This window comes from Pararhizobium sp. IMCC3301 (assembly GCF_030758315.1).
GTDB lineage: Bacteria > Pseudomonadota > Alphaproteobacteria > Rhizobiales.
The window spans coordinates 1949056-1965665 of record NZ_CP132336.1 but is presented as its reverse complement, the minus strand read 5'-3'; the positions used below and the strand labels follow the sequence as shown (position 1 = coordinate 1965665).

The window sequence follows — 16610 nt, the reverse complement described above, 5'->3', positions numbered from 1 at the left end:
CCAAGGGGTGAAAGCAAGATATTGGGCTCATTACAGTTAAACGACATTTCCAAGAAATTCGGCTCGGTCGAGGTTCTCAACGGCATCGATCTTGAAGTTGCGGATGGCGAATTCGTGGTCTTTGTCGGCCCGTCAGGCTGCGGAAAATCGACGCTGCTGCGCACCATCGCCGGACTGGAGGATGCCAGCGGCGGGACGATCAGAATCGACGATGAAGTGGTCAATGGCAAACCGCCGACGGATCGCGGAATTGCGATGGTGTTCCAGACCTATGCGCTGTATCCGCATCTGTCGGTGCGGGACAATATGAGCCTTGGCCTGAAACAGACCAAAACCCCCAGAGACGAGATTGTCCAGCGGGTCGATCTGGCAACGCGGATGCTGTCGCTGGAAGATTATCTGGAGCGGAGGCCTGCCGAATTGTCCGGTGGCCAGCGCCAGCGCGTTGCCATTGGCCGCGCGATTGTGCGCAAGCCGAAACTGTTTTTGTTTGATGAGCCGCTGTCCAATCTGGATGCGGCGCTGCGGGTCAATACCCGGCTGGAGATTGCCCGGCTGCACCGGGAACTGGGCGCGACCATGGTTTATGTGACCCATGACCAGACCGAAGCCATGACCCTGGCCGACCGGATTGTGGTGCTGAATGCAGGAAAGGTGGAGCAGATCGGTTCACCGATGGAATTATATAATCATCCGGCCAACAGATTTGTCGCCGGTTTCATCGGCTCGCCGCAAATGAATTTCATTGATGCGGCTGTTGTAGGAGATACGAGCGCGGCCACGCTCGGCATCCGTCCAGAGCATATTTCGGTCGGCTCCGAGGGGGGCGATGTGGAAGGTGTGGTGTCCCATGTCGAGCATCTGGGTGCAGACACCAATCTGTTCCTCGATTGCGGTGCTGCGGGTCTGCTGGCGGTTCGGTTGTTCGGCGAGCATGATTTTGCCATCGACGCAAAACTTGCTGCCAGATTTCAGCCGGACCGGGTGTACCGCTTCGACCGCGATGGCATTGTCATGCGTCGATAATTTCCCCGGCACGATCGAGGATTCTTGTCTGATCAATATCCGGACCGGGCGAAAGCGTATTCAAGATCGCTGCAAATATCTCGTGCCTGTCGGAGGTGGATTGCAGCATGGCGGCGAATTTCTGCGCCAGCGGATCAACAATCTTCGTCCCGGCGCTGCTGCGTTGGTAAATGTGAACCAGCCAGTGCGAGATGGCGTCGCAGGCGCGCGGCGAGTCAAAGCCTTTTTTGCTGCGTTCGGAAATTACCGGAAGAATGCGTACCGGCAGTTTCTGACTGCCATCCCCGGCAATTTGCGCCAGTTCATGCTTGAGAGCGGGATTGGCAAAGCGTGCAATGAGTTTGCGGCAATAATCCGGCGCATCGGCTTGCATGCGGGCCGGCAGTGTGGCTGTGGCTTCCAGCATCAACTCTTCCACGGCCTGGCGCAACACTGCATCGTCAATTGCCTCATGAACATAAATGTGGCCAGTCAACAGGCCGGCATATGCGAGGAAGGAATGCGGCCCGTTCAGCAGGCGCAGTTTGCGTAGCTCATAAGGGGAGACATCTTCGACAAATTCTGCGCCCACCTTGTTCCATGCGGGTTTGGCGGCGGCGAAATTGTCTTCGATAATCCACTCCGAAAAGGCTTCCGTGGCGACAGGGGACCGATCCGCCCAGCCGGTTTCCCGCAATACCTCGGCGCGCAAACCGTCCGTGGTGGCCGGGGTAATGCGGTCGACCATGGTGCCGGGAAATCTCACCGATGAGTCCAGATAGGATGCAAGGCCAAGATCTGCATGGCGGTCAAATTCGCGGACCATTTGTTGCAGGGTATCACCGTTTGAAGACAGATTGTCGCAACTGATGATCGTCAGCGGTGCCGCGCCGTTCTGCTTTCGTCGTTGCAGTCCGAACGCAAGAAAGCCTATCGCTGTAGTGGGGTTGCCGCCCGCCAGCTCAGCGGCGATGTCTGGATCCTCTGTGTTGAGATGGCCTGTTGGGCCGTCAATATGATAGCCCTTTTCCGTCACTGTCAAAGTGACAATTGTTGTCTGGGGATCGGCGATCAGATCGAGCACGGAATCCGGGCTTTCCGGGGCAACCAGAATCCTGTCATGCACTGAAATACGCTGAAAGTCGGTGGGCCCTTCGCCGTTGATCACCAGCGTATATGCAAAATCCTGGTGAGCGAGTTGATCGCGCGCCGTGCTGCTTTGCAGGGAAACTGCGATGATCCGCCATTGCGTGTCAGTCTGCTGGTTGGCCAGATGAGTGTACCAGGCCTGATGGGCCCGGTGAAAATTACCGGGGCCGAAATGCACGATTTGTTTCATGTCAGAGATCCTTCAGTCTGTAGGCGTCCACCGCCAGATCGCGGGCCAGTAACCGGGCGATATCCAATGCGTCCGACAGGCCGAACAGGCCCCGCGAAATCTGTCCGCCAAGATGAAGCGCCGCGCCGCGCCGCCACAAATCGTGGCGCGCGGGAATGGACAGCAGGGCCCTTGTATCATCATTGAACCCGGCCAGATTCCAGTACCCGGCGGTTTCGACCACTGTGTCGAAATAGCGCGCGATGCCGTTCAGACTGTCATGGAACCACCAGGGTGGTCCGAGGCGCAGGGCCGGCCAGTGACCGGCCATCGGTGCCAGTTCGCGGCTATAGGTTGTTTCATCGAGTGTGAACAGGATGAGGCTCAGAGCGGGATCGTTGCCAACCCGGTTGAGCAGGGCCGACAGACCATTGACCCAATCGACCGCAATGGGAATATCCGCGCCCATATCGTTGCCGAAACGCTGGTACAGCGCCGCATTGGTGGACCGGCTGCTGCCGCCATGAATCTGCATGACAAGACCATCATCGACGGACATCTGCGCCATTTCAATCAGCATCCGGCCGTAAAACCGGGTGGCGTCGGCATGGCTCAAAGGACCTTGCAGCGCCTGACGCAGCAGCGTTGCCATCTCGGTATCCGGGACATCACAGGTGTGAATGGTGGTAATGGCATGGTCGGTGGCGGTGGCACCTTCCGACTTGAAGAAGGCACGGCGCTGACGCAGCGCATTTAGATAAGATGCAAAAGAAGCTGTATCCTCTCCGGTCAATTCGCCCAGCTGGCGGATATGGGCGGCAAAATCGGGGGCCGCTGGATTGAGCACTGTATCGGGACGGAATGTCGGGATAATGCGGCCCTGCCAGCCGCTGGCGCGGATCTTTTGATGGTGCGACAGGGTGTCGAGCGCGGCATCGGTGGTGGCGAGAAGCTCCAGGCCGAAGCGCTCGAACAAGGCTCTTGGCCGGAACTGCGGTGTTTTAAGCTGTGCGTCAATGAGATCGTAATAATAGTCGGCGGTTTGGGCTGTCAGCGGCTCTGAAATCTGAAACACATGGGTAAATGTGTGTTCAAGCCATTGCCGGCTGGGGGTGCCGAGAAAGCGGTCCCAATGCTGCGCGAAAATCTGGAAAATGCGTCGCGGATCGCGGATGTCCGGATCAACTCCAATGCCAAGATCCTGCAGCGGCACGCCCTGGCTGTAAAGCATGCGAAACACATAGTGATCGGGAATGATAAGCAGTTCCGCCGGATCGCGAAAGGCGCTGTTTTCGGCGAACCAGGCCGGATCGCAATGGCCATGGGGCGAGACAATCGGCAGATCGCGAATATGCTGATAGATCGTATCGGCAGTCGGAGGCAGGTGAACGGTGCCGGAGGGGTTGCCAGAGGAGTTGCCGGTGGGGTTGCTGGTCATGAATGTTCCATTGTTACGGCGTCATGGTCAAAATACTCTTTATGCATTGCCGCCAGATCGGACAAGGTGTCGAGCACCGAACTGAGATGTATTCTGGTAATGTTGACAGCCGTTGTCTTGTCCTTTGCGATGATCGCATCCAGCATGCTGTGATGCTCACTCAGCAATTGTTTCTGGTGGGATTTGCTGCGCAGCGCCAGCACCCGCAGACGATCGAGAAGCATCTTTTCGCGGCTCAGAACAACAGCGATACGCGGAAACAGCGTGGCCCGTGCCAGGCTCAGGTGGAACTCATCATCAAGATGGCGAAATTCTGCAGTGGTGCGCTTCTTGATTGCCTTTTTCTGCTGTTTCAGATTGTCTTTTAATAGTGTTGCAAAACGGTTGGGCAAGCCGGCCTCACACAACCGGCCGACAGTCGCGACTTCCAGCGCCTCGCGCAAAAAACGGGCCTCGAGGATCTTGCCGGTATTCAGTTTGGTGACGAAATGGCCTCGGCTCGGCCGGGTGGTGACCAGTCCGCTCTGGCGCAATTGCTGCAAAGCCTCGCGCACCGGGGTCCGGCTGGCACCAAATCTGGCACCGATATCAGCTTCCGGCAGGGCTTGGCCGGGCGGCAGTTCCATGGACAGGATCATGGTCTGCAAGGCCACGAATATCTGAACTCCGGCCGGCCGTTCCGGGTCGATTTCGGGAAATTTGATCGCGCGCGCCGGTGCTTCCGGCGACTGGCTTTGCGCAGGCATTAATTTGTCATCTTTCATGGCCCCGACCCTCTTGTCATTCTAGAGTATACCGGTATACAAAGATTGCACAACCGGTTTGCTGGCGATATATTCTGCCGCTTGAGACGGAGTATCGGGCGCGGCAATTGTGTGGGAGGATTTGCGATGAATATTGCGCTGATCGGTCTGGGGATGGTGGCTGCCACCCATGTGAAGGCGATACAGGCCAGTACAGCAGGCCTGAATCTGCGCGGTGTCTATGGCCGCTCGGAAACAAAAGTCGCCGCATTCGTAGCCGAATATTTGCCCGAGGATGATGGGTCCCTGCGCCGCTACAAGTCTGTCGAGGAGATTGCAGAGGATAGCGAGATCGCCTTTGCAATTGTCGCGACACCGCCCAATGCCAGAGACACGATCCTTCACCAGCTTGTGGCGGGCGGCAAACACATTCTTCTGGAAAAACCGATTGAGCGCAGCTCGAGAGCAGCTTCCCGGTTCGTCAAGGTCTGCGAAGAGGCCGGGATAACGCTCGGAATTGTATTCCAGCACCGCGCCAGAGCTGTAGCCAGAGAACTGAAAGCGCTGATCGATTCAGGCGCAACCGGCCCCATCCGGGTGGTGGAGATTGCGGTGCCGTGGTGGCGTCCTCAATCCTATTATGATGAACCGGGACGCGGCACTTACAAGCGCGACGGCGGCGGCGTGCTGATTTCCCAGGCTATTCATACCCTGGATTTGGCGCTGTCTTTTACCGGTCCGGTGATCACTGTCCATGCCATGACCCGCCGCAGTAAATTCCACGACATGGAAGCGGAAGATTTCGTTTCCGCCGGACTGGACTTTGGCAATGGCGCGATCGGGTCCCTGATGGCCAGCACAGCGAGCTATCCCGGACGCGCTGAATCGATCACCTTGCATTGCGACGAGGTGTCCGCCCGGCTGCAATCCGGCAAACTGGAGCTGGATTGGCGCGATGGGCGGCACGAGGTCTCGGGCGAGGATATGGCCACCGGCGGTGGAGCCGACCCGATGGCTTTTACCCATGAATGGCATCAGACAATGATTGAGGATTTCGCCAACGCAATACGCAGCGGGCGGCCGCCACTGGCGCCGGGCCGCGAGGCTCTGGCCGTGCATTACCTGATTGATGCCATCAACCGGTCAGCAGACACCGAATCCGCATGTATTCTCATGGAAGCGGGGTTGATCGATGACTGACGCCATCCGAATGGCCGCAATCGGCATTGATCACCGGCATATTTACGGCCAGATCGAGAACATGCTTGCGGTCGGCGGCGAGTTGGCGGGCTGGTGGACAAAGGGAGAGCCGGAAACGCTGGATGGATTTGTCAAACGCTTTCCAGCAGCACCGCGTGTGCCCGATCGAAGATCGCTGCTTGAGGACCCCACCATTGATCTGGTTCTGATCGCTGCCATTCCCGTGGACAGGGCCGCGCTTGCCATTGAAGCCATGCGCCACGGCAAAGACGTCATGCTTGACAAGCCCGGCTGCACCACACTCGGCCAGCTGGCTGACATCAAACAAACAGTGGCCGACACCGGCCAAATCTGGTCGGTCGATTTTTCCGAACGCTTCGAGGTTGCCAGTGTCACCAAGGCTGCCGAACTGGTGCAGCAGGGGGCCATCGGCAAGGTTGTTCAGACCGTGGGGCTGGGTCCGCACCGGCTCAACCGCGCAACACGCCCCGGCTGGTTTTTTGAACGCGACAAATATGGCGGCATTCTGTGCGACATCGCCTCTCACCAGATCGACCAGTTTTTATATTTCACCAATTCCGATGATGCCGAAATCACGCTGGCGTCAGCTGCCAATTATGCCAATCCGGATGATCCGGGTCTGCAGGATTTTGGCGAAATCGCTTTGCGCAGCCCGAACGGCCACGGCTATATCCGGGTTGACTGGTATACGCCCGACGCGCTGCCGACATGGGGTGACGGACGGCTGACCATTCTGGGGACGGAAGGCTATATCGAATTGCGCAAATATGTCGATATCGCGCAGGATGAGGGCATTGATCACCTTTATCTCGTCAATGGCTCACGTTGCGAGAAAATCGACTGTTCGAAGGCCGGCTATCCGTATTTTCAGAACCTTGCCAATGATATCCGTCAGCGCAGCGAAAGTGCCATGCCGCAGGCCCATGCCTTCAAGGTGACAGAACTGGGCATTAAAGCACAGATGTTGGCCGATGAAGCGATGGATCCCTCGCTATGACACGGCGCTGAAATCACTGTGGTAGGTGATCTAATTTACAATGGCTGGTTGCCAGCCTGAAACTGATGAAAGGCACAAACATGCTGCAAACCTGGCGCTGGTTCGGACCGCTGGACCCGATTTCGATGGATGATCTGTTACAGGCAGGTGTCGAGGGCGTTGTCTCCGCCCTGCATCATCTGCCGCCCGGAACGGTGTGGCCGGTGGCGGAGATCGAAAAACGCCAGGGCGAGATTGCGTCACGGCGCAATGGCGCGGCGTCCGGTCTGCGCTGGGAAGTGGTGGAGAGCCTGCCGGTCTCGGAAGCCATCAAGACCCGCAGCGGAGATTTCCGTGCCCATCTGCAAGCTTACCGCCAGAGCATGCGCAACCTTGCAGAGTGTGGCCTGCAGATCGTGTGTTACAATTTCATGCCGATCCTCGACTGGACGCGTACCGATCTGCGCGCACCGATGGCCCATGGCGGCACCGCGATGCGGTTCGATCTGCTTGAATTTGCCGTGTTTGATCTGTTTATTCTGTGCCGATCAGGCGCTGCACAGGACTATCCGGTGGCCTTTGCCGAACAGGCGGAAGGTCTGTTCAAAACCATGAATGACGCGCAGAAAACCGCTTTGCAGAACAATATTGTTGCCGGACTGCCCGGTGCCAATGATAATTGGACGCTGGATGATATCGCTGCATTGCTGCAGACATATCACGGCGTCACTGCCGAAAAGCTGCGCGCCAATCTGATTGATTTTCTCAATGACATCATCCCGCTGGCGGAAGAGCTTGGCCTGCGCTTCTGCTGTCATCCGGATGATCCGCCGTTTTCGCTGCTCGGCCTGCCGCGCATCATGTCGTCGGAGGCCGATTATGCCCATGTCATGGATGCGGTGGACAGTCCTGCCAACGGCATCACCTTCTGCACCGGCTCTCTGGGCGTTGCAGAAGGTTTTGATGCAGCCGGCTTCGTCGAGCGGCTCGGCAGCCGGATCCATTTTGCGCATCTGCGCAATACCAGTCGAACACAGCCGTCACTGCCGAAGCGCAGCAGCTTTTATGAAGCAGCACATCTGGAAGGCAATACGGATATGGCCGGCGTGGTTGCTGCGCTGATGCGTGAACAGGATAAGCGCAAGGCCGCCGGGCGGGCCGACTGGAGCATTGCCATGCGGCCGGATCATGGTCAGGAATTGCTGCAGGATATCGGCAGTGGCGGCATGCCCGGGTATCCGCTGATCGGCCGGATGCGGGGGCTGGCGGAACTGCGCGGCCTTATGGCGGCACATCATACACCCGATAATTAGCCACAGCTGCCAATTTGCGCAAAATTTGTGCAGGACAAGATCCGTGGCGTTTACTCTGACGACACGGATATTTCCGGCAAGAAAGAGCCGCCGGACCTAGTCATTTGACCAAAAAAAACAAACCGAAGTCCGGCCAGTGTCAAAAAACGTGCAGTTAACGCAAAAAAATCACGTGCGAGAAACCCAGTATTTCCGCCGCTTTCTCAGCCATGATGTGTCAAAAGACACATTTTCTTCCAGATGAACCATTTCTGAACGAGTGGTTCAGGGAGGGTTCCGGAGCGACCTTCTAGATTTTTTTCAACGTCAAGCAAATGGCGTTGCCAAAAAACTTAAATCTAGGAGAGAAACCATGAAACGCCTCACACTTATCACAACAGCAGTTGCAATCGTCACCAGCCTTTCAGCCCCTGTTATGGCAAATGGCATCAACATCGAACAATTCGGCTTCGGCAATTCTGCCGGGGGCGGCCAGAGCGGATTTGGCAATTTGATCGGTGTTTTCCAGGATGGCGCCTTCAACGATTCCATCTCCCAACAGTTCGGCAATGGCAATGTTGCAGCGACCGGCCAGAGCGGCGTCAACAATTCCGCAGACACGCTGCAGATCGGACACGGCAATCAGGCCGGCGTTGGTCAGTTCGGAGCTGATCATAACTCTGTGCTGACCCAGGACGGCAATGGCAACATCGCAGCGGGTGTTCAGGTCGGCCACAATTGCGATGCGAATGTCTCCCAGGCCGGCAGCGGAAACGTGGCAGCGTTTGTCCAGACCTGCCCATAGGCCTCGTTGGATCAATTGAAACAGTTCGATGCGCCGGGCAGTCTTCAGACACCCGGCCATCCTGCTTTTTGAAGAAGGAAAATTCCATGACCAGATTAACAAAACATCTTGCCACCGGCTCGGCTGCGCTTCTGGCTCTCAGCCTGACCGGCATCGCCCTGGCCAGCGCGCATACAGCGGCGCTGTCTGATGAACCGATCAGTTGTGAAATCCGCAGCACGGAAAATCGCGGCATGATCACGCTGGAAAGCCTGATCCACAGCGACACCGCGATCAGCGGCCAGTACCGTTTCAAGGTGCAAAGCGCCGGCCAATCCGGCAACAGCAATATTTCACAGGGCAGCAACTTTACCGCAGAAGCCGGAGAACCGGTTGAGATCGGCCGGATGATGCTGTCGGCGGGAAGCGTCTATGATGCAAGCTTGGAAGTCACTGTCAGCGGTGTCACATTCAGCTGCGCGGAACGCATTGGCGGTGCCATCTGAAACTGTGGAACTTCGACCTTCCAAACGTGAAAGGGCTCCAATTCGGCGGAGCCCTTTTTTGTGTCCGGAATGGCACAATTCCTTGTTTTTCCCTCGTCTGAACGCGTGAACCGAACATGAATGGCGGGTTCCAAAACCGTTCATTTGCGGCGTTGCATGGTGTGATTATCGAAACCCAACCGGTGAGTTTCGAGCTTTAAAAAAATAAACCGGATGAGAGGAAACAGACCCATGAAACGCTCAACACTGAAAACTGCAATGGCAGCCCTGACCATCGCCTCCGCTGCCGCTCTGACATCCGCCCCGGCTTTGGCCGGAGGCTCGATATCGATCTCGCTCAGCCCCCATGATGCCAAACAGGAACAGGCCATGCGTGCCGGATTGCTGGTCTTCGGCATTGCAAACGGCATCAAAAATGGCGGCCATATCGGCCAGAACGGAAATGGCAATACAGCCGGCCTCGCCCAGACTGGAAGCGGCAATCTGGGAATTGTGCACCAGAAAGGCAACGGCAATAACGGAACGGTTCAACAGACCGGCAACAACAACGCTTACGGCCTGTTCCAGTTCGGTGAAAACAACAATGGCAATGTCGCGCAGAACGGCAATGGCGGCACCGGCGCAACCTTCCAGTTCGGATGGTGAACCGCGCCTTCCGCCGCCGGTGAGCGGCTGGTATATCAGGACAATTATTCAAGCGGGTGCCGTGGAGAGTCTCGGCGGCCCGCTTTTTGTTTTTCCCCACAGCGCGTGCGCACGGACGTCTTTCATAGCCTGTAAAGGCGCAGAATACCGCCGTTTCGGAGAGATTTTATTTTTCTCATTCGGCATTCTTGCATTCGTATGCAAAATGAGTCACACTTCTTTTAGCTAAGGTATCTTTTTGTATTCTGCCTTCTGCCGGGAGGGCGGGCATTGATACACCAGTCAGATACCGGCGCATTCAAATACAGCCAGGTTTTGGGAGGAACTACCATATGAATATGATTTTGAAAGGCGCAGTGATTGGCGCATTGATGCTTGCAGGCTCGACGGCGGCCTATGCCGGATGCGGCGTGAGCGAAGGCCGTGTCAGCATTGTCGGCAACGAATTTCCGGCCATTCAGACCATCGCAAAGAATGCCATGAAATGCGCCGATGACGGCGTTGCGGTGAAAGCGAATCTGACCGCCGATCACCAGAAGATCAATGTTGCCGGCATGCAGGGTAATCCGGCTGAATACACAACGGCCATTATCGCCAATTCTTCCATCGTGGCGCTGATCAATGAAGATGTCATTCGCCCGCTCAACGATCTGGTGGCAGAATACGGCCAGGACATTGCCAAGAACCGGCTGATCACCATTGACGGCAAAATCATGGCCGTTGCCTTTATGGCGAACGCGCAGACCCTGGCCTATCGCCAGGACATTATGGAAAAAATCGGCATGGAGCCGCCCAAGACCTACGAGGATATGCTGACAGCTGCCGAGAAAATCCGCGAAATGGGCATCATGCAATATCCCATCGGCGGGGCCTACAAGGCAGGCTGGAACCTGGCCCAGGAATTCATCAATATGTATATCGGCCATGGCGGTGAATTCTACAAACCCGGTACTGCACAAGTATCGGTCAACAATGAAAAGGGCGTCGCCACGCTTGAGATGATGAAAGCGCTGAGCGCGTATATGAATCCGGATTTCCTGACCCATGATTCCAACGCGACCAATGCCGAAATGGAAGCCGGCAATATGGCGATGATGAATATGTGGGGCTCGCGGATGGGCGTGCTGATGGATGCCGAAGGTGCCACCGAAGAGGTTTATAGCAATATCAAGGTTGGCCCGCCTCTGACTGTCGGTGGAGGAACCGCCCCGGCCTCGACCCTGTGGTGGGACGGCTGGACTGTCGCCAAAAACATTTCCGAGGAAGATGCGGTTGCCACATTCCTTGCCATGAAAACCGGCAGCAGCCCTGAAATCCTGAACGAGGAAACCATGGGCCAGGCAGTCTGGATGCTGGATGGCTATCAGCCGGCTCCAGTGAATGACGGCGTGTTTGCGGCGATGAAAATGGGCACGGATTCGTATCCGATGCTGCCCTATCACGGCCTGTTGCATACTGCGCTCGGCGATAATATCGCCGATTTCCTGCAGGGCAATGAAAGCGCGGAGCAGACACTGGCGGATATCGAGGCTGCCTATTCGTCCGCTGCGAAAGAAAAAGGCTTTCTGAACTAGGAATTGCAGACAGGGGAGGACTTGCTCCTCCCCTGTCTGATTTTGCCCGTCCAGACCAGTTCAACAGGTGCGCATTGATTGCCGCAATTTGACCCATGAAACACAAGACATTTCTGCTGTTTTTCCTGCCTTCGCTGACGGCGATGTTTCTGTTCATTGCCCTGCCGGTGGTATCGGTTCTGATTCAGTCGCTCTATGTCAGCCACGATCAGGTCATCGTGGAAGTGGAAAACTGCGATATTTTCGGCTGCAAGAAGGCAACGACGATTGATCAGGAAGCCACGCGGGAATTGTGGGAGGAAGCGCCATTGGGACGGTTCTCCGGGGCGGAGACCTATCTCAACCGGGGCCACCTTGCGACAAACGAAGTCAGCGCGGCCTGGAGCGGATCGGAAACATGGTCGGAGTTTTTCAGCCGGCTGCTGAATCTGCCGCTGTATGGGGCGCTGGCCTTTACCCTGACATATACTGCAATTGTGACGCCAGGTGCGATCATACTCGGCTTTGGCATTGCGGTAGCGGTGAATACGCTGCCGAAGATGCTGCGCGGGCCGATGATCTTTTTCTCGCTTCTGCCGATGATCATCACGCCGCTGATCGGAGCGCTGATCCTGTTCTGGATGATCGATGCGCGCGGTATCATCGGGACTTTCCTGCAATATCTGGCCGGTGATCCGAATCTGTCGCTGAAAGCGTCAACCACGCTGACCTGGGTGATGCTGATGGTCTATGGCATCTGGAGCACGGCACCATTTGCCTTTGTGGTTTATTATGCCGGTCTGCAGACCGTGCCCAGGGATACGCTGGAATCAGCGATGATTGACGGTGCGTCGAACTGGGAGCGCATCCGCTATGTGGTTCTGCCGCATCTGCTGCCGCTGACCACCTTTCTGGCACTGATCAAAATCATGGATAATTTCCGAGTGTTCGAGCCGATTGTCAGTTTCAACGCCGAAGCCCACGCCCAATCGCTGTCCTATTTCATATATCAGGATCTGGGCGGCGAAACCCGGCTGCTGTCTTCGGCCGCCGCGACCTCGGTTCTGACCATTGTTGGTGTTGTCATTCTTCTGTCGCCGGTGCTGATCCGCACCTGGCGTGATTTCCAGCGCAAATAGGGAGAGTGAGCGATGAGTTCAGTTGCAGACAGAAAGCCGCCCATTCTGCGCATTGTGGCAATCACGTTTCTTGTGGTCTGGTTCATTATCGCAGCATTTCCATTTTTCTGGACCTTCTGGGGCTCTTTCAAGGTGGAGGGGGATTTCTTCTCCAAAGCCGATTGGAGCTGGGCCATTTTCGGCCACCTGACCCAGATTGAAACGGGAGGTGCCTTTACCGGTCAGGGTTATGAGGGGGCATGGGTCCAGGAGGAATTCTGGAAAGCTGCCCTGAATACGGTGATTGTGGTGGTGTTTGTGGTCAGCATTTCCCTGACATTCGGAACCCTTGGCGGCTATGCCCTGTCGCGGTCCGGCAAAGATTATGCCTTCTGGCTGCTGCTGCTGGCGCTGGTGTTCCGCGCGATGCCGCCAATCGCACTGGTGTCGGGCTATCTGCTGCCGTTTTATCAGTGGAACCTGTGGGGCCATCTGCCGACCGCAATCATTGTTCTTGTGGCGATCAATCAGCCCTTCACCCTGTGGATGCTGACAGCGTTCTTTCGCAACATTCCCAAAGATCTGGATGAAAGCGCAATGGTCGATGGCTGCACTCATTTTCAGGCCTTCCGCCATGTCATCATTCCGGTGATGTGGCCGGGAGTGATCACCACGGGGCTGTTTTCACTGCTGCTGGCCTACAATGATTTCGCCGTGACGGCGATGCTGCTGTCGAAGGATAACCAGACGATGGTGCCCAAGATCGCCAGTTTCCTCGGCACCACTCAGACCAAGGGAAATGTGATGTTTGCAGTGGCTTCAGTTGTGTCGGTGACGGCGCCACTATTCGTGCTGGTTATGTTCTTCCAGCGACAGATTGTCAGCGGCCTGACCGCTGGCGCCGTGAAGGGGTGAAGTAAATGGCGGGAATTACGCTCAAAAATGTCAACAAGCGCTGGGGCTCCTTCGTCGGCGTCAAGAATTTCAATCTGGACATCGCTGACCGTGAATTTCTGGTTCTGCTGGGGCCGTCCGGCTGCGGCAAGACAACGACGATGCGGATGATTGCCGGGCTGGAGGATGTCACGGAAGGCGAGATTTTTATCGGCGATCGCAAGGTCAATAATCTGGAGCCGAAAGACCGCGACATTGCGATGGTGTTCCAGTCCTACGGGCTGTATCCGAATATGACCGTGTGGGAGAATATCCGCTTTCCGCTAAAAATCCGAAAAGTCGATCCGGCCACCCATCAGGAGCGGGTGCAGCGCGCCGTCGACATGGTGGAGTTGCAGGATTTCGTGCATCGCCGTCCGGCGGATCTGTCCGGCGGTCAGCGCCAGCGTGTTGCGCTGGCCCGCGCCATTGTGCGCGAGCCAACGGTGTTTTTGATGGATGAACCGCTGTCAAATCTCGACGCCAAGCTGCGTGTCTCAACCCGGGCGCAGATCAAGAACCTGCAGCACGAACTGAAAACCACCACAATCTATGTGACCCACGATCAGATCGAGGCGATGACGCTGGCAGACCGGGTTGTGGTGATGAACAATGGTGTTGTGCAACAATTGGGAACCCCCAAAGAGATTTATAACAATCCTGCCAACACCTTCGTCGCCGGATTTATGGGAACGCCGGCGATGAATTTGATGGACGGCACCATGAGCAATGGCGTGTTCAGCGCCGACCATGTTGAAATCAGTGGTCTGCCAACCAGCCATTCCGGCAGGATCACTCTGGGCTTTCGAGCGGAGGATGCAGCGCTGACGAATGACAAAGCGCAGATCAATGCTCCGGTCTATTCCATGGAGTTGCTCGGCGAAGCTTCGATGGTGACGATGCGGGCCGGGGGCGCGATTGTGGCAATCAAGGCGGACAAGGACTTTACCGCCGAGATCGGAGATCCGATGAGCGCGTCGGTGCCGGCTGGCATCTGTCATTTGTTTGATGCGGAGAGCGGCGAACGCCTGACAGCATGAAGTCCGGCTTGATCTGCAGGATGGCCTTGCCGGCAATGAGGAAAAAATGACTTCAGTTACTCAACAGCGATCCGATGACCGAGCGAATTACCACGCTTTTCTGAGTGCTTTTTCACATCCCCAACCTGGCTACGATCTGTTCGGCAAGCTGGAAAGGACGCATTGAATGTCAGCTGAAGACCACGATATCCGATCACAACAGACCCTGGCTGTGATTCAGCGGATGGAGCAGGCGCTGGGCGATAATGAAAGCGACATGACGCCGTATTTCCATGATGATTTTCGCTGGATGGGCAATCGCGGCTGCGGCACCAAACACGGTGTCGAGGCGTTTCGCGAGCATTGGCAATTGCCGCTGCGTGCCGCCTTTACCGAGCGGGCCTACAGAACCGAAAAATTTCTGGCTGACGGGGAGTGGGCTTCCTGTTTCGGCCATATCGAGGCAACCCATTCCGGGCCGTTCATGAGCATTGCGCCGACCGGGAAGCGGGTCAAAATTCCCTATATGGATTTCTGGAAAGTGCGTGAGGGCAAGATTGCGGATAATTGGGTCTCGGTTGATTACCCGCAGGTGCTTGCGCAACTCGGTGTCGATGTTTTCAACGGCGAAGGCTGGGAAGCCTTCGACGACGGCAGCAGAATCCCACCGCACAGTTTAGCGCAAGGAACAGGCTCGTGATTGAACGCATAAAACAAGGTAAAGCTCAGGCAGACCGGGCCAAGGATGATGCCAAGGTGCGCAGTGTGGTTGAGGCGGCGCTGAGCGATATCGAGCAACGCGGCGATGTGGCGGTGCGGGAGATGAGCGAGCAGTTTGATTCCTATTCGCCGGCCTCCTTCAAGCTGAGCCAGTCGGAGATCGAAGCGCTGATGGCGCGGGTCAGTGCACGCGATATGGAAGATCTCAAATTTGCCCAGGCCCAGGTGCGCAATTTCGCCCAGGCGCAGCGCGATTCAATGCTTGATATCGAGATCGAAACCCTGCCGGGCGTCATTCTGGGACACAAGAACATCCCGGTGCAGTCGGTGGGCTGCTATGTGCCGGGCGGCAAGTTTCCGATGGTTGCCTCTGCGCATATGTCGGTGGCGACGGCATCGGTTGCCGGTGTGCCGCGGATCATTGCCGCCACGCCGCCTTTCAAGGGCGAGCCTAACCCGGCGGTGATTGCGGCGATGCATCTGGGCGGGGCCCATGAGATTTATGTGATGGGCGGCATTCAGGCGGTCGGGGCGATGGCCATCGGCACGCAAACCATTGAGCCGGTGCACATGCTGGTCGGGCCGGGCAATGCCTTTGTCGCTGAAGCCAAGCGGCAGCTTTACGGCCGTGTCGGAATTGATCTGTTTGCCGGTCCCACGGAAACCATGGTGATTGCCGATGAAACGGTGGATGCGGAAATCTGCGCTACCGATCTGCTGGGTCAGGCCGAGCACGGCTATAATTCCCCGGCAATTCTGGTGACCAATTCACGCAAGCTGGCGGACGAGACACTGGCGGAAATCGAGCGGCTGCTGCAGATCCTGCCAACCGCCGATACCGCCTCTGTCAGCTGGCAGGATTATGGCGAGGTGATTGTCTGCGACAGCTATGAGGAAATGCTGGATGTGGCCAATGATATTGCCTCTGAACATGTTCAGGTGATGACGGATCGCGATGACTGGTTCCTCGATAATATGCAGTCCTATGGCGCGCTGTTTCTGGGGGTGCGCACCAATGTTGCCAATGGCGACAAGGTGATCGGCACCAATCACACCCTGCCGACCAAAAAGGCGGGGCGCTATACCGGCGGTCTTTGGGTCGGCAAGTTTCTGAAAACCCATTCCTATCAGAAGATCACCACCGATGAGGCTGCCGCCAGCATTGGCTCGTATTGCTCGCGGCTCTGCCTGCTGGAAGGCTTTGTCGGCCATGCCGAACAGGCCAATGTCAGGGTCAGGCGCTATGGCGGCCAGAATGTAGGCTATGGAGAGGCGGCGAAATAAAGCGGATGCATATCAGACAATGCTGCCGCAAAGCGGTTGCAGAACAGAGCGGAAT

At 56.6% G+C, this 16610-nt stretch carries 16 protein-coding genes; 13 read left to right on the top strand and 3 right to left on the bottom strand.

Translation table 11 applies throughout. The annotated features are described in order from the left end of the window. Positions 1-21: 21 nt before the first annotated feature. Positions 22-1026: an ABC transporter ATP-binding protein gene (locus RAL88_RS09505; RefSeq protein ID WP_306269035.1), complete on the top strand. Its 1005-nt coding sequence runs from the start codon at positions 22-24 to the stop codon at positions 1024-1026. On the opposite strand, the gene RAL88_RS09500 is transcribed toward RAL88_RS09505, so the two are convergent. Genes RAL88_RS09500 through RAL88_RS09490 form a run of 3 tightly spaced genes read right to left on the bottom strand, consistent with a single transcriptional unit; the run spans position 1013 to position 4525 of the window. Next, positions 1013-2344, bottom strand: coding sequence for a mannitol dehydrogenase family protein (locus tag RAL88_RS09500; RefSeq protein ID WP_306269034.1), 1332 nt, complete (start codon positions 2342-2344; stop codon positions 1013-1015). The two genes, RAL88_RS09505 and RAL88_RS09500, sit on opposite strands and share 14 nt — an antisense overlap. A 1-nt stretch (position 2345) precedes the next feature. Then, positions 2346-3761 carry a glucuronate isomerase gene (uxaC, locus tag RAL88_RS09495; RefSeq protein ID WP_306269033.1) on the bottom strand — a complete coding sequence of 472 codons (1416 nt, stop codon included), beginning with the start codon at positions 3759-3761 and terminating at the stop codon, positions 2346-2348. Beyond that, positions 3758-4525, bottom strand: coding sequence for a GntR family transcriptional regulator (locus RAL88_RS09490; RefSeq protein ID WP_306269032.1), 768 nt, complete (start codon positions 4523-4525; stop codon positions 3758-3760). Before RAL88_RS09490 ends, uxaC begins: the two co-directional genes overlap by 4 nt. 126 nt (positions 4526-4651) lie before the next feature. Here RAL88_RS09490 and RAL88_RS09485 point away from each other — a divergent pair, with 126 nt between their 5' ends. From RAL88_RS09485 to hisD, 12 genes are all read left to right on the top strand, one after another. Further along, positions 4652-5704: a Gfo/Idh/MocA family protein gene (locus RAL88_RS09485; RefSeq protein ID WP_306269031.1), complete on the top strand. Its 1053-nt coding sequence runs from the start codon at positions 4652-4654 to the stop codon at positions 5702-5704. Continuing rightward, positions 5697-6722: a Gfo/Idh/MocA family protein gene (locus RAL88_RS09480; RefSeq protein ID WP_306269030.1), complete on the top strand. Its 1026-nt coding sequence runs from the start codon at positions 5697-5699 to the stop codon at positions 6720-6722. The genes RAL88_RS09485 and RAL88_RS09480 overlap by 8 nt, the downstream gene beginning before the upstream one ends. An 80-nt stretch (positions 6723-6802) precedes the next feature. After that, positions 6803-8014 (top strand): mannonate dehydratase, encoded by a 1212-nt coding sequence (uxuA, locus tag RAL88_RS09475; protein ID WP_306269028.1) that lies wholly within the window; start codon positions 6803-6805, stop codon positions 8012-8014. Between the two features lie 352 nt (positions 8015-8366). Next, positions 8367-8798: a curlin gene (locus tag RAL88_RS09470; RefSeq protein ID WP_306269027.1), complete on the top strand. Its 432-nt coding sequence runs from the start codon at positions 8367-8369 to the stop codon at positions 8796-8798. Between the two features lie 86 nt (positions 8799-8884). Continuing rightward, positions 8885-9283 carry a curli-like amyloid fiber formation chaperone CsgH gene (gene csgH, locus RAL88_RS09465; protein WP_306269026.1) on the top strand — a complete coding sequence of 133 codons (399 nt, stop codon included), beginning with the start codon at positions 8885-8887 and terminating at the stop codon, positions 9281-9283. Positions 9284-9514: 231 nt separating this feature from the next. Then, complete coding sequence (locus RAL88_RS09460; protein ID WP_306269024.1) at positions 9515-9928, top strand: curlin; 414 nt, start codon at positions 9515-9517, stop codon at positions 9926-9928. A gap of 332 nt (positions 9929-10260) precedes the next feature. Further along, positions 10261-11502: an ABC transporter substrate-binding protein gene (locus RAL88_RS09455; RefSeq protein WP_306269022.1), complete on the top strand. Its 1242-nt coding sequence runs from the start codon at positions 10261-10263 to the stop codon at positions 11500-11502. A gap of 95 nt (positions 11503-11597) precedes the next feature. Then, the gene (locus RAL88_RS09450) at positions 11598-12620 is read left to right on the top strand and encodes a carbohydrate ABC transporter permease (protein WP_306269020.1); all 1023 of its coding nucleotides are present in this window, start codon (positions 11598-11600) and stop codon (positions 12618-12620) included. Between the two features lie 12 nt (positions 12621-12632). Continuing rightward, a complete protein-coding gene (locus tag RAL88_RS09445) occupies positions 12633-13514 on the top strand; it encodes a carbohydrate ABC transporter permease (protein ID WP_306269019.1) in 882 nt (293 codons plus the stop codon). Positions 13515-13519: 5 nt separating this feature from the next. After that, positions 13520-14572 (top strand): ABC transporter ATP-binding protein, encoded by a 1053-nt coding sequence (locus RAL88_RS09440; RefSeq protein WP_306269018.1) that lies wholly within the window; start codon positions 13520-13522, stop codon positions 14570-14572. Between the two features lie 166 nt (positions 14573-14738). Then, positions 14739-15251, top strand: coding sequence for an ester cyclase (locus tag RAL88_RS09435; protein ID WP_306269017.1), 513 nt, complete (start codon positions 14739-14741; stop codon positions 15249-15251). Next, positions 15248-16555 carry a histidinol dehydrogenase gene (hisD, locus tag RAL88_RS09430; RefSeq protein ID WP_306269016.1) on the top strand — a complete coding sequence of 436 codons (1308 nt, stop codon included), beginning with the start codon at positions 15248-15250 and terminating at the stop codon, positions 16553-16555. The genes RAL88_RS09435 and hisD overlap by 4 nt, the downstream gene beginning before the upstream one ends. Positions 16556-16610: the final 55 nt, after the last annotated feature.